Genomic DNA, 12,515 nt, shown 5'->3' with positions numbered 1-12,515 from the left:
GGACCCTCAGCAAGTCCTATTTTTCCAGATCAGAGGGCACTTCTGCGTTCCCGGCCCAGTCCGTGGACAGGCGCCTTAACGAAGGGCCGAGGCTAGGTAAGCAGAGCAAAGGCCGGCACAAAGCACGCCTGACGCTCTCGGATGATCACGTTTAGTTGATCACCGGCAAACGTGCGATAGGCGTCGGAAGAACGTGGCGGAACCGCACGGCACGAATATGGCGGAGATGTTCGGCAGAACGAGAAGCTGGACGGCCGGCACCACCGTGCTGGATCGACGAGCGCGTGATCATAGGCCGGGCGCCCGGTGCTCACATCCGTACCCATGCGGGGGTTGGGACATTGTGCGGAGGGTGAGGTACGTCTGGATCGGCTGGGCGCGGGGGACGAGGATGCGCCGGGTGGGCGGTGGGAATCCTTATCTGGTCAATCCTCGGTGGGCGGTCGCGGAGCGGGTGGGTACGGCGGTCCGGCGGCGGTGGGCGGCGGACGTGTGGAGTGTCGGCGTGCACGGGAGCCTGGCGCACGGCGATGACACGGAGACCAGTGGCGTCGAGATGACCGTGGTGACCTACAAGGCGGGCGGCGGGCCGCGGGCGGTGAGCCGGAGGGTGGACGGCGTGCTGGTGCGGGTGCGGGCGGTCGGGGCGGACGACTATCTGCGGGAGGCGCAGGTGCTGTCGCCGCTCTGGCCGTTGGCGGCGGACCGGTTTGTGACCACGCGGGCGGTGCATGATCCGGACGGCTGGCTGCGGCGGCTGCGGGACGCGCATCTGGGGCGGCTGGCGCGGGCCCGGCCGCCGGAATTTAACGGGCTGGCCCGGGAGGCGTGGGTGGCGGCGTCGGCGGCGCACACCCGGGCGGTACGGCTGGCGGAGTGGTACGAGACCGACGCCGCGCTGCTCCTGCTGGGAGAGGTGCGTCTGCAGGCCGCGATGGTGACCGGTCTGCTGAGCCGCACCTACTTCCGGAACAGCGCGGACGCGGTCCGGAAGACCGGGTTCGCCGGGCTGGACATGTCGGACCTCGGCCGGGTGCTGAGCGAGCTCGCGACCGAGTTTGCCGGCCGGGGGCGCCCGGTCGACGCGACCCCGGAGACCATGTTCGACGGCTGATCAGGGCAGGGTGAGGATCTCGTATCCGCTGTCCGTGACCACGAGTGTGTGCTCGAACTGCGCGGTCCATTTCCGGTCCGCGGTGACGACTGTCCACTTGTCGTCCCACATGTCGTAGTCGTGGGTGCCGAGCGTGATCATCGGTTCGATGGTGAACGTCATGCCGGGTTCCATCAGGAGGTCAAGCGACGGGTTGTCGTAGTGCGGGATGTAGAGGCCGCTGTGGAACGTCTCGCCGATGCCGTGGCCGGTGAAGTCGCGCACCACGCCGTAGCCGAACCGCTTCGCGTACGACTCGATGACGCGGCCGATCACGTTGATCGGGCGGCCGGGCGCGACCACCTTGATGCCGCGCATCATCGCCTCGTGGGTGCGCTCGACAAGCAGCCGCGCCTCCTCGGAGGCGTCGCCGACCACGAACGTCGCGTCCGTGTCGCCGTGCACGCCGCCGATGAACGCGGTGACGTCGACGTTGATGATGTCGCCGTCCTCCAGGACCGTGCTGTCCGGGATGCCGTGGCAGATGACCTCGTTGAGCGACGTGCAGCAGGACTTCGGGAAGCCCTTGTAGCCGAGCGTGGACGGGTAGGCGCCGTGGTCGATCAGGAACTCGTGCACCACCCGGTCGATCTCGTCGGTGGTGACGCCGGGCTTGCAGTGCTCGCCGGCGAGCTGGGTGGCCTGGGCAGCGAGGCGGCCGGCGACGCGCATCTTCTCGATGATCTCGGGGGTCTGCACGTGCGATCCGGACCACTGGCGCGGGCGGTCCTTGCCGACGTACTCCGGCCGGGCGATCTGGGCGGGCACCTGCCGCCACGGCGTGACGGTGCCCGGGGTGATAGGCGCGCGAACGGTCATGCCGGAAGCCTATCGCCGGTCCCGGAGGAGCGCCGAAGCTGTGTGTTCACTGGATGGAGTGGGGGGTTGTTGCCCCGTTCCCGGGCCTGTGAAATCGTAACCGGCGTGGATCACCAAGGCGACGTGCCGCCGTTCTCCGCCGTCGCCGAGGTCGACGGAGACCAGCTCAGCGTGCGCGTTTCCGGCGAGGTGGACATGGCGACCGCGGACGGCCTGTTCGCCGCCGCCACCCGCGAACAGGCCGCATTCCTCACGCTCGATCTGCGCCAGGTGTCGTTCTTCGACTCGGCCGCGATCCACGCGCTGGTCCGGATCGCGGAGCGTTACCCGGGCCGGCTGTCGGTGTTGCCGTCCCGTCAGGTGCGCCGGGTGCTGGAGATCTCAGGTCTGGGCGATCAGCCGTGGCTCTCCACACCCTGAAGATCATCGGAGGGTACGCCGCAGCGTCAGCGCCGTGCCCGTCTCCGTCCGCTCCACGGTAAGCGTGGCAAGCGCCCTGATCAGCGCCAGCCCTCGCCCGCGGAACCCGGCCTCACCCTCCGGCCGCCACTCGCCGGTGTCCCGGATCGTCGCCTCCACCGCACTCACCGTGCCATCCTCGGCCAGCTCGGCCCGGATTGTGATGTCGATGACCGGCTCGCGCGGCGCCAGCGGGTGCTCGATCGCGTTCGCCGCGGCCTCGGACACCGCGACGGTCAGGTCGAAGATCTCGTTCTCCGGCACCGCGTACGCGGACAGGAAGTCGTCAAGCCTCCGGCGCAGTACTGACAGCCGGGTCGCGTCGGCCGGGAGGCGCAGGTGGAGCCGGTCCAGTTCGGTGGCCTCAAGCGCCAGCAGGGCGATGTCGTCGTGCCGGGGCTGGTCCGCCACCCGGCGCAGCATGGCCTCGATCAGGTCCTCCACGTGGTCGGCCGGGCGCGCGGCCTCGACAAGCAGCGCGGCCAGCCCGGAGTCGATGGCCTGGCGCCGGTCCTCGATCAGCCCGTCCGTGTAGAGCAGCAGGCGCGAGCCGATCGACAGCCTTCCGGTGCCGGTCCGGTAGACGGCCTGGGGCAGCGCGCCGATCGGCGGCCCGAGCGCGTCACCGTAGAGGAACGTGACCGTGTGGTCCGGCGAGATGGTCACCGGGGACGGGTGCCCGGCGCTTGCGAACCAGAGCTCGCGGCTCAGCGGGTCGTACCGGATGCAGACCACTGTGGCGAACTGCCGGCGCCCGAGGTTGTCGACAAGCCGGTTGAGCCGGGTCAGTGCCTCGCCGGGGTCGAAGCCCTCGAGCAGGTACGCCCGGAGCGCGTTGCGCAGCTGGCCCATGGCGGCGGCCGCGGGCACGCCCTTGCCGACCACGTCGCCGATGACCAGGTCGAGGCGGCCCTGCGGGTCGACGATGACGTCGTACCAGTCGCCGCCGACCTCGGCCTCCGCGCTGCCTGACAGGTAGCGGCTGGCGATCACCGAGCCGGGCATCTTCGGCAGCGTGCTGGGCAGCAGGCTGTGCTGGAGCGTGGTGGCGATCCGGTGCTCGGCCTCGTAGAGCTGCGCGTTCTCCAGCCGGATGCCGATCAGGCGGCCGAGCTGCGCGAGCACTGCCTCGTCGAACGGGGTCGGGTCGTGGCCGTCGCGCCAGACGGACAGCTCGCCGAACGGGGCGCCGGTCGCGCCGGCCAGCGGCACGACCGCGGCCGGCGTCCCAGTGACGTCCTCGACGCTTCGCGCCTCCACGCTGACGCCGCGGACGGTGGCCACCACCCGCCCGGCGTTGACCATGCGGAGCGCGTGGTCGGCCGCGATCTCCATGACGGCCGCGGTGGACCGGGCCGCGTTGAGGTCGGCGGCCGCGTCCACGAGCGCACGGAGCCGGTTCGTGATCCGGCCACGGAGCTGGCCCAGCTCCAGGTTCGCGCGGACGCGGGCGATCAGGTCCCGCGCGGAGAACGGCTTGACCAGGTAGTCGTCGGCGCCCGCGGCCAGGCCTTCGAGCGAGGCCTCGTCGCCGGCCCGCGCGGACAGGATGATCACCGGCAGGCCGCTGGTCCGCGGGTCCCGGCGCAGCGCCGCGACAAGCGCGAACCCGTCCATCCGGGGCATCATCACGTCCGTCAGCACCAGGTCGAACGGCGTGCCGAGCGCGGCGTCAAGCGCGGCGCGGCCGTCCGCGACCACGACCACGTCCCAGTGTGGGCGGAGCAGCCGGGCCACGTGGTCGCGCAGGTCGCCGTTGTCGTCCGCGAACAGAATCCGGCCGCGGCCCGGCACGCCCACGGCGGGGTCGGCGGCCGCGGGCGTCTCGGCCAGCCACTGCCGGGTCTCCTCAAGGAACTGGCGTCCGTCCGGCTCGTCGGCGAGGGGGACGGCCGCGATCAGCCGGTCCGGTGGCAGGTGGGCGGTGCCGAACGGCACGGTGATCCGGAACGTGCTGCCCTCGCCGGGCGTGCTGCGGACCGTGACGACGCCGCCGTGCTGCTCGATCAGCTCGCGGACCAGGGCGAGGCCGATGCCCGTACCCTCGTGGCTTCTGGATCTGGTGCCAGGGACCCGGTGGAACCGCTCGAAGAGCAGCGGGAGTTCGGACTCCGGGACGCCCACGCCGGTGTCCTCGATCTCGACGACTGCCACCGCGCCCAGGGCCCGGGTCCGGACCGTGACGCCGCCGTCGAAGGTGAACTTCACCGCGTTGGAGAGCAGGTTGAAAATGATCTTCTCCCACATCTCGCGGTCGATGTGGACCGGCGCGGGCAGCGGCGGGCAGTCGACGTGCAGTTCCAGCCCGGCCCGGTCGGTCGCGGCGCGGAACGTGCTGGCCAGCCGCGCGGTGTAGTCCGCGAGGTCGGTCGGCTGGAAGGCGGCGCGCAGCCGGCCGGACGAGATCCGGGAGAAGTCAAGCACCGTGTTGACCAGCTTGAGCAGGCGGAATCCGTTGCGCTGCATGACTTCCAGCCGCTCACGCTGCGCCGCGGCCAGCTCCGGTGCGGCAAGCGCGTCCTCAAGCGGGCCGAGGATCAGCGTCAGCGGCGTCCGCAGCTCGTGGCTGACGTTTGAGAAGAAGCTGGTCTTCGCCTCGTCGAGCGTCACAAGCGCGGTAAGCGCGCGCTCCTGCTCATCGGCGCGCAGGTTCACCACCGCGTTGCTCACCTGCGTCGCGACCAGGCGCAGGAAGCCGAGGTAGGGCTCGTCGCGCGGCAGATGCCGGCTCACGCCCACGACAAGCGCGCCCGCGGTCTGGTTCCCGGCCGTGATCGGCAGCACGACCGCTTCCGCGGCCGCACCTTCAGGAGCCTTCACAAGCACATCGAGGGTACGCACGGAGGCTTCCACGCCGCCGGCCAGCACCTGCGTGACGGCCGGCGACAGGTCCGCCTCCGGGACGCCGCCGACCGCGCGGATCGGCGCCTCCCCGGACGTGGCCGGTTCCAGCTGCAGCAGCGTGAACGGCACGTCCGCCGGGAACTCGCCGAGCACGCCTGCCACCTCGTCGGCGAGCGCGCGCTGCCCCTGCCCGGCCACCGCGCCGAGGCGGGACCCGAGCGTGCTCAGCGCCGTGACCCGCCGCTCCCCCACCACCCGCGTGGTGGTTTCCGTGACGATGCAGTAGACGCCGCCGACAGTGCCGTCCGGCAGGCGCATCGGGTCGTAGGAGATGTCGAAGTACGTCTCCTCCGGGTAGCCGTGCCGCTCAAGCAGGAAGCGGTGGTTCGGCGCCCAGAACGCCTCGCCGGACGCGACCACGCCGTCGAAGACTCCCTCGACCGTGTCCCAGACCTCGCTCCACAGTTCCCGGCCGGGCCGTCCCAGCAGGGCCGGGTGCTTCGCGCCGAGGGCCTGCACGTACGCGTCGTTGTAGAGCGCGGCGTACTCCGGGCCCCAGAAGATCGCGATCTGGGCCCGGGAGGAGAGCATCAGGGCGACCGCGCCGCGCAGCACCTGCGGCCAGCCGGCGGGCGGGCCGAGCGGGCTCGCGGACCAGTCCAGGTCACGCAGCCGCGCGCCCATCTCCCCACCGGCCGCGAACGCGAGCGCGAGCTCGGGTGGGAGATCGGCGTCCGAGGTCCCCTCATCTGAGGCGGCGCCCATGCAGCATCCTCCCGACAACGTCCGGTCCGGCCCGCCCTATACCCCTGCGGTGCCGCGCCGTAACACGCCGGTCAGGCCGCCTGCCGCGCCCTGTTCGTCAATGCCCGGCTGCGGGCGGCCTCGACGAGCGCGGCGAACGGGCGCAGATCGTCGGTGCGCTCCGGGTGCCATTGCACGCCGAGCACGAATCCGGCGTCCGGGTCCTCGACGGCCTCGATCAGCCCGTCGTCGGCCCAGCCGGTCGCGATCAGGCGGCCGGGGTCCGCGACGGCCTGGTGGTGGAACGAGTTCACCGGCGCGGTGGGGCCGAGGATCGTGTGCGCGCGGGAGCCGGGTGCGAGGCGTACCCCGTGATGCCCGTCCTGGTCGTCGCCCGGCATGTGGCCGGTGTGCCCGACGATGTCCGGCACGTGCTGGTGCAGGCGGCCGCCGGACGCGACGGTGAGCAGCTGCATGCCGCGGCACACGCCGAGCACCGGCAGGCGCGGGTCGGCAAGTGCGCCGCGCATCAGCACCATCTCGGCCTCGTCGCGCTCCGGCACGCTCACCGTGAGCGGGTGCGGCTCCGCGCCGTAGTACCGGGGGCCGACGTCGGAGCCGCCGGTGAACACGATGCCGTCCAGGCCGTCCAGCACGTCGTCGCCCGGATCGTCCGTGGTGATCAACACGGCTCGGCCGCCGGTCGCGTGCACCGCGCGCACATAGGTCAGCGGCAGCACCGCCGCCGGTACGTCCACCGTGCCGAAGCGGGTGTCCTGCGCGTACGTGGTGAGCCCGATCAGCGGTCGCGTCATGCGTCCTCCCCTGTCCTTCGTCGTTTCTCAATCGGCGGTGCGCGGCCCGATCCGCCGGGTCGCACGGTTGCGGTCCGGTTAGGCCCGCGCTGCGGTGACCAACGCGGCGAACGGCCGGAGGTCACCTGCCTCTTCCGGGTGCCACTGCACACCCAGCAGGAACGGATGCGCCGGGTCCTCGACCGCCTCGATCAGGCCGTCGTCGGCCCAGCCGGTCGCGGTCAGCCGCCCAGGGTCCGCGACGCCCTGGTGGTGGTACGTGTTCACCTCGGCCTCGGTCCCCAGCAGGGCGGCGATCCGGCTGCCCGGCGCGCAGCGCAGCCCGTGCGTGCCGAAGACGCCGGGCGCGGGCCGGTGCTTCTCGTGGCCGAGCGCGTCCGGCAAGTGCTGGTGCAGCCGCCCGCCGTGCACGGCCGCAAGCAACTGCATGCCCCGGCACACGCCGAGCACCGGCAACCGGGCCCCGATCGCGGCGGTGACGAGCGTGATCTCGCCCGCGTCCCGGTCCGGCCGGGTGTCGGTGAACGCGTCCGGCTCCGCGTCGTAGAGCGCGGGCCCGATGTCCGCGCCGCCGGCCAGCAGCAGCCCGTCCAGCACGCGCAGCACGTCCGCGTCGGCGGCGTCCGGTGGGAGCAGCACGGCACGGCCGCCGGCCTCGGTCACCATCCGCACGTAGGTGTGCGGGATCAGGTCCGCGGGCGTGTCCCGCCACACACCCCAGGAGGCCGGCTCACGATAGGACGTGATGCCGATGATCGGTCGCATCGTGCCACCGTATGCCCACCGCGGGCATCCCACGGTAAGGGATCAGCCACGATCCCAGGATGCGCGATGGGGCAGCGCCTCGTACCGGGCTGCCAGCGCGGACAGCTCGTCCGCGAGCGCGATGCGGCCCTCGTCCAGGCCGGCGTCCGCGTCCGCCTTCCGGTAGGCGTCGATCCGCTCGCGCGGGGTCAGCCCGATCGCTGTGGTGATCGCGCGCCGCTCCGCCGCGGAGGACTCCTGACGACCGGCCAGCTCGCGCCAGGACGCGGCCACGGCGGACCAGCCCGCGTCCACGTCCGCGCTGATCCGGCCCAGCTCGGCGCCGCCGGCCTCGGCCAGGCCGTCGCCGGTGGCCCAGGCGTTGAAGCGGCTGCTGAGGATCAGCACGTGCCCGGCGGCCTCGCACACCGTGGGGTCGGCCAGTCCACTGCTCAGCACCTCGCCGAGCAGCCGTGGTCCGCCGGTCGGCGCGGGTGTTCCGATGCCCAGGTCAGGAAGTCGCACGCGGCAAGCATGTCATCCCGTGGAAAGAGGCCGGCGCCACGGCTGTGTGTGCCGTGACGCCCGGCGTTCTCTCGCGGCCGACACCCGCCGGCGCAGCCTGTCGGCAGTACGTCAGCGGGGCCTTCTGGCCCCTTTTATGCCCCGCCCCGACGGCTGGTTCCGCTGACGGCGGGTTGTTGCCAATCACAGTGCCCGGCCATTTCGGGGCCTAAACCCCCAGCATTCTCACAGCGGGGTCACATACGCCCCGGTGAGGCCGCCGTCCACCACGAACTCACTCGCCGTCATGAAAGAGGCGTCGTCGCTGGCCAGGAACGCCACCGCGGCCGCGATCTCGGACGGCTCGCCGAACCGGCCCATCGGCACGTGCACCAGGCGCCGTGCGGCCCGCTCCGGATCCTTCGCGAACAGTTCCAGCAGCAACGGCGTCGCGACCGGGCCGGGGCAGAGCGCGTTCACCCGGATCCCCTCCCGGGCGAACTGCACGCCAAGCTCCCGGGTCATCGCCAGCACGCCGCCCTTGCTTGCCGTGTACGCGATCTGCGACGTGGCCGCACCCATCAGCGCCACGAACGAGGCGGTGTTGATGATCGAGCCCTTCCCCTGCCGCCGCATATGCGGAATCGCGTACTTGCAGCACAGGAAGACGCTCGTGGTGTTGACCCGGATCACCCGCTCCCAGGCGTCCAGGCCGGTGACCAGGATCGAGTCGTCGTCAGGTGGCGAGATGCCCGCGTTGTTGAACGCGATGTCGACCCGGCCGTGGCGTGCGGCGACGCCGTCGAAGAGCGTGCGGACCTGCTCCTCGTCGCTCACGTCGGCGGCGACGAACTCGCCGCCGACCTCGTCCGCCGCGGCCTTGCCGGACTCGGTGTCCACGTCCACGCACACGACGAACGCGCCCTCGTCCCGGAAACGGCGCGCCGTGGCCAGCCCGATGCCGCTGCCCGCCCCCGTGATGACCGCGACCCGGCCGGCCAAGCGCTCCATGCGTACCCCCTAGATTTCGGTGTTGATGAAGACGTTCTTCACGTCAGTGAAGGCGAGCAGCGCGTCCGGCCCCAGCTCGCGGCCGAGACCGGACTGCTTCATGCCGCCGAACGGCGTGGCGAACCGCACTGACGAGTTCGAGTTGATGCTCAGGTTGCCGGCCTCGACGCCGCGCGCCACCCGGATCGCGCGGCCCACGTCCCGGGTCCAGATCGAGCCGGAGAGGCCGTAGGCGGTGTCGTTCGCGAGCCGGACGGCCTCGTCCTCGCCGTCGAACGGCAGCACGGACAGGACCGGGCCGAAGATCTCCTCCCGCCAGTGCCGGTCCTCCGTGGAGTGCGCCCGCAACACGGTCGGCGGGAACCAGAAGCCGTCCGTGTCCCGCGGGGCGGTACCGGTCATCAGCGTCTCGGCGCCGTCCACATAGCCCTCGACCACCGCACGCTGCCTCGCCGAGATCAACGGGCCCATCTGCGCCGACTCCAGCGCCGGATCCTCCGCGCGGAACGCCCGCACCGCCGGCTCCAGCAGCGCCAGGAAGTCGTCGTAGACCGCGCGCTCGACAAGCAGCCGGGACCGTGCACAGCAGTCCTGCCCGGCGTTGTCGAAGACCGCGCCCGGCGCCGCCGCCGCGGCCCTCCCCAGGTCCGCGTCCGCGAAGACGATCGACGCGCTCTTGCCGCCCAGCTCGAGCGTCACGCGTTTGACCTGCTCGGCGGCGCCGGCCAGCACCCGCTTGCCGACCGCTGTGGAACCTGTGAAACAGATCTTCCGCACCGCCGGATTGGTCACGAACCGGGCGCCCACCACATCGCCACGGCCGGGCAGGACTGTGAACACGCCGTCCGGCAGTCCGGCCTCGCGCGCCAACTCGGCAAGGCGCAGCGCGGTAAGCGGCGTCGCCTCGGCCGGCTTGAGCACCACGGTGTTCCCGGCCGCGAGCGCGGGCGCGAAACCCCAGGCCGCGATCGGCATCGGGAAGTTCCACGGCACGATCAGGCCGACCACGCCGAGCGGCTCGTGGAACGTGACATCAAGGCCGCCCGCGACCGGGATCTGCCGTCCGGACAGACGTTCCGGCGCGCCCGCGTAGTAGTCGAGCACGTCACGGACGTTCCCGGCCTCCCAGCGCGCGTTGCCGATGGTGTGACCGGCATTGCGGACCTCAAGCGCGGCCAGTTCCTCCACGTGCGCGTCGACGGTGGCAGCGAAGCGGCGCAGCAGGCGGGCGCGGTCGCCGGGCGCGACGTGACGCCAGGACTCGAACGCCGTGGCGGCCCGCGCGACGGCCGCATCCGTCTCGTCGACGCCGGCCAGCGGAATCTCGGTGATCAGCGCCCCTGTGGCCGGATTTATGACGCTATAAACGCTCGAATCCACGCTGCAGCTCCCAATCCGTGACCGCCGCGTCGAACGCGGCCAACTCCACCCGGGCGTTGTTCGCGTAGTGATCAACCACGTCGTCGCCGAACGCGTCACGGGCCACGCCGGACGACTCCCACAGCCCCAGCGCGTCCCGCAGCGTCGGCGGCACCCGCGGCGCGGCCGCGTCCTCATACGCGTTCCCCGCGTGCACGTCCTCAAGCGCCAGCTCGTGCTCGATGCCGTGCAGCGCGCCCGCGACCAGCGCCGAGATCGCCAGGTACGGGTTCACGTCCGCACCCGGCACCCGGTTCTCCACCCGGGTCGAGGCGCCGTGCCCGGCGATCCGCAACGCACACGTCCGGTTGTCCACGCCCCAGCGCACCGCCGTCGGCGCGAACGAGCCGGGCTGGTACCGCTTGTACGAGTTGATGTTCGGCGCGTTGAACAGGCTCATCTCGCGCATCGTCGACAACAGGCCTGCCACCACGTACCCGCCGACCCGGGACAACCCGCCCGGCCCATCACCCGGCATCGACGGCGCGCCCGTGTGGTCGCGCAGCGAGAAGTGGATGTGGCAGGAATTGCCCTCGCGCGCGTTCGGCTTCGCCATGAACGTGATCGACATGCCCTCCTGAGCCGCGATCTCCTTCGCGCCGTTCTTGTAGATCACATGGTGGTCCGCCGCGGTAAGCGCCTCCCCGTACCGGAAGCCGATCTCGTGCTGGCCCAGGTTGCACTCGCCCTTCGCGGACTCCGGCACCAGGCCCGCGCCGAACATCTCGTTCCGGATCCGGCGCAGCAGCGGCTCGACCCGCGCGGTGCCGAGAAGCGAATAATCGACGTTGTAGAGGTTCGCCGGCGTCAGATCCCGATAACCCCTGCCCTGCGCGGCCTCATAGCTGTCCCGGAACAGCACGAACTCCAGCTCGGTGCCGGCCCACGCGGTATAGCCGTACTCGCCGAGCCGCTCCAGCTGGCGTTGCAGAACCTGGCGCGGCGACGGCGGCACATACCCCGAGCCGTCCGGCCAGGCCAGATCCGCCAACAACATCGCCGTCCCCGGTTGCCACGGCACCCGGCGCAACGTGTCGAAATCCGGCACCATCGCGAGGTCGCCGTACCCACGCTGCCAGGACGACATCGCGTACCCGCCGACCGTGTTCATATCCACGTCCACGGCCAACAGGTAATCGCAGCCCTCGGCCCCGTGCGCGACCACCTCGTCCAGAAAGTAGGCGGCGTGGAACCGCTTCCCCTGCAGCCGCCCCTGCATATCAGTTATCGCCAGCACCACCGTGTCGATCTCACCGGTGTCCACTGCAGCCCGCAAACCGTCCAGGGTGACTCCCATGGGCATGGGTCTACTACCAAACCCCTTCCAGATCAACGGTTGCATTCAGGGGCTGCTTCTGTACCTATGGTCGTCGCTTCGCTCCTCCGGGCTCGACGCCACGGCCTGCGGACGGCGGTGTCAGGCAGACGAAAAGCGTGTCTGACTGACACCGACGTTTCCTCGGTCGTCCGCGCCTCACGTGGGCGGTACCGATCCGCGACGGTCCGGAGAAACTGCAGACTAAGAACGTGGGGGGTGAGACGCGCTCATCGGCGTTTCTTGGGCGTCCGCGCCTCACGTTGGGGGTCCGATCCGCGTGGGGCGGGAGACTTCCAAGGGCGTTGGTGGCTGAGACGGGCTACTGCGGTGGAAGATCTGGGGCAGAGGTCTAGAGATCAATGGCGTTTCCGGTTCGCGGGGTGCGGGCTGTTTGCTCCCGACTCTGTTGCCGTGTTGGAGCGGTTCGGCTATCGCCTGGTCGAAAACAATGCCTGCCGGAAATATCGAGATAAATCACTCGCCGGCGGTACGCTGCCGCTGCCATCGATCACCAAGGGCCGATAGATCAACGGCCAGGTGAGGCGCGTGCACGTCATTCGCGACGAATAGCGGAGCCTGTCAGGATGTCTGTGAGGCTTATTCAGCAAGCCGCTTTAGTCCACAGTAGAACCCCAAGATATAAAGACGGTCCGCTCTTCAGTAGGATGGAGTTACCACACAACAA

The 12,515-nt window shown here is 70.8% G+C and carries 10 protein-coding genes; 2 read left to right on the top strand and 8 right to left on the bottom strand.

The window, feature by feature from the left end:
• Positions 1-352 precede the first annotated feature (352 nt).
• Positions 353-1,114, top strand: coding sequence for a nucleotidyltransferase domain-containing protein (locus tag ACIA8K_RS41160; RefSeq protein ID WP_396068949.1), 762 nt, complete (start codon positions 353-355; stop codon positions 1,112-1,114).
• On the opposite strand, the gene map is transcribed toward ACIA8K_RS41160, so the two are convergent.
• Entirely contained in the window at positions 1,115-1,972 is an 858-nt protein-coding gene (map, locus tag ACIA8K_RS41155) for a type I methionyl aminopeptidase (protein WP_396068948.1), read from the bottom strand. It abuts the gene before it with no gap.
• A 105-nt stretch (positions 1,973-2,077) separates the two neighbouring features.
• Here map and ACIA8K_RS41150 point away from each other — a divergent pair, with 105 nt between their 5' ends.
• The gene (locus ACIA8K_RS41150; RefSeq protein ID WP_396068947.1) at positions 2,078-2,392 is read left to right on the top strand and encodes an STAS domain-containing protein; all 315 of its coding nucleotides are present in this window, start codon (positions 2,078-2,080) and stop codon (positions 2,390-2,392) included.
• Between the two features lie 3 nt (positions 2,393-2,395).
• Here ACIA8K_RS41150 and ACIA8K_RS41145 read toward each other — a convergent pair whose 3' ends face one another.
• From ACIA8K_RS41145 to ACIA8K_RS41115, 7 genes are all read right to left on the bottom strand, one after another.
• Entirely contained in the window at positions 2,396-6,040 is a 3,645-nt protein-coding gene (locus ACIA8K_RS41145; protein WP_396068946.1) for a SpoIIE family protein phosphatase, read from the bottom strand.
• A 71-nt stretch (positions 6,041-6,111) separates the two neighbouring features.
• Positions 6,112-6,834 carry a gamma-glutamyl-gamma-aminobutyrate hydrolase family protein gene (locus tag ACIA8K_RS41140; protein ID WP_396068945.1) on the bottom strand — a complete coding sequence of 241 codons (723 nt, stop codon included), beginning with the start codon at positions 6,832-6,834 and terminating at the stop codon, positions 6,112-6,114.
• A gap of 78 nt (positions 6,835-6,912) precedes the next feature.
• Positions 6,913-7,599 (bottom strand): gamma-glutamyl-gamma-aminobutyrate hydrolase family protein, encoded by a 687-nt coding sequence (locus tag ACIA8K_RS41135; RefSeq protein ID WP_396068944.1) that lies wholly within the window; start codon positions 7,597-7,599, stop codon positions 6,913-6,915.
• Between the two features lie 42 nt (positions 7,600-7,641).
• Positions 7,642-8,103 carry a hypothetical protein gene (locus ACIA8K_RS41130; RefSeq protein WP_396068943.1) on the bottom strand — a complete coding sequence of 154 codons (462 nt, stop codon included), beginning with the start codon at positions 8,101-8,103 and terminating at the stop codon, positions 7,642-7,644.
• Positions 8,104-8,328: 225 nt separating this feature from the next.
• Complete coding sequence (locus tag ACIA8K_RS41125; RefSeq protein WP_396068942.1) at positions 8,329-9,093, bottom strand: 3-oxoacyl-ACP reductase; 765 nt, start codon at positions 9,091-9,093, stop codon at positions 8,329-8,331.
• Between the two features lie 9 nt (positions 9,094-9,102).
• Positions 9,103-10,473, bottom strand: coding sequence for an aldehyde dehydrogenase family protein (locus tag ACIA8K_RS41120; RefSeq protein ID WP_396068941.1), 1,371 nt, complete (start codon positions 10,471-10,473; stop codon positions 9,103-9,105).
• Positions 10,454-11,809, bottom strand: coding sequence for a glutamine synthetase family protein (locus ACIA8K_RS41115; protein WP_396068940.1), 1,356 nt, complete (start codon positions 11,807-11,809; stop codon positions 10,454-10,456). The genes ACIA8K_RS41120 and ACIA8K_RS41115 overlap by 20 nt, the downstream gene beginning before the upstream one ends.
• Positions 11,810-12,515: the final 706 nt, after the last annotated feature.

The organism is Catenuloplanes sp. NPDC051500 (genome assembly GCF_044454585.1).
Classification (GTDB): Bacteria; Actinomycetota; Actinomycetes; order Mycobacteriales; family Micromonosporaceae; genus Catenuloplanes.
This window is presented reverse-complemented; position numbering and strand designations above follow the sequence as displayed.

Excerpts from the sequence above, each read along its gene's own strand:
- ACIA8K_RS41135 (WP_396068944.1), bottom strand. The coding sequence starts at position 7,599 with ATGCGACCGATCATCGGCATCACGTCCTATCGTGAGCCGGCCTCCTGG.
- ACIA8K_RS41140 (WP_396068945.1), bottom strand. The coding sequence starts at position 6,834 with ATGACGCGACCGCTGATCGGGCTCACCACGTACGCGCAGGACACCCGC.
- map (WP_396068948.1), bottom strand. The coding sequence starts at position 1,972 with ATGACCGTTCGCGCGCCTATCACCCCGGGCACCGTCACGCCGTGGCGG.
- ACIA8K_RS41145 (WP_396068946.1), bottom strand. The coding sequence starts at position 6,040 with ATGGGCGCCGCCTCAGATGAGGGGACCTCGGACGCCGATCTCCCACCC.
- ACIA8K_RS41125 (WP_396068942.1), bottom strand. The coding sequence starts at position 9,093 with ATGGAGCGCTTGGCCGGCCGGGTCGCGGTCATCACGGGGGCGGGCAGC.
- ACIA8K_RS41115 (WP_396068940.1), bottom strand. The coding sequence starts at position 11,809 with ATGGGAGTCACCCTGGACGGTTTGCGGGCTGCAGTGGACACCGGTGAG.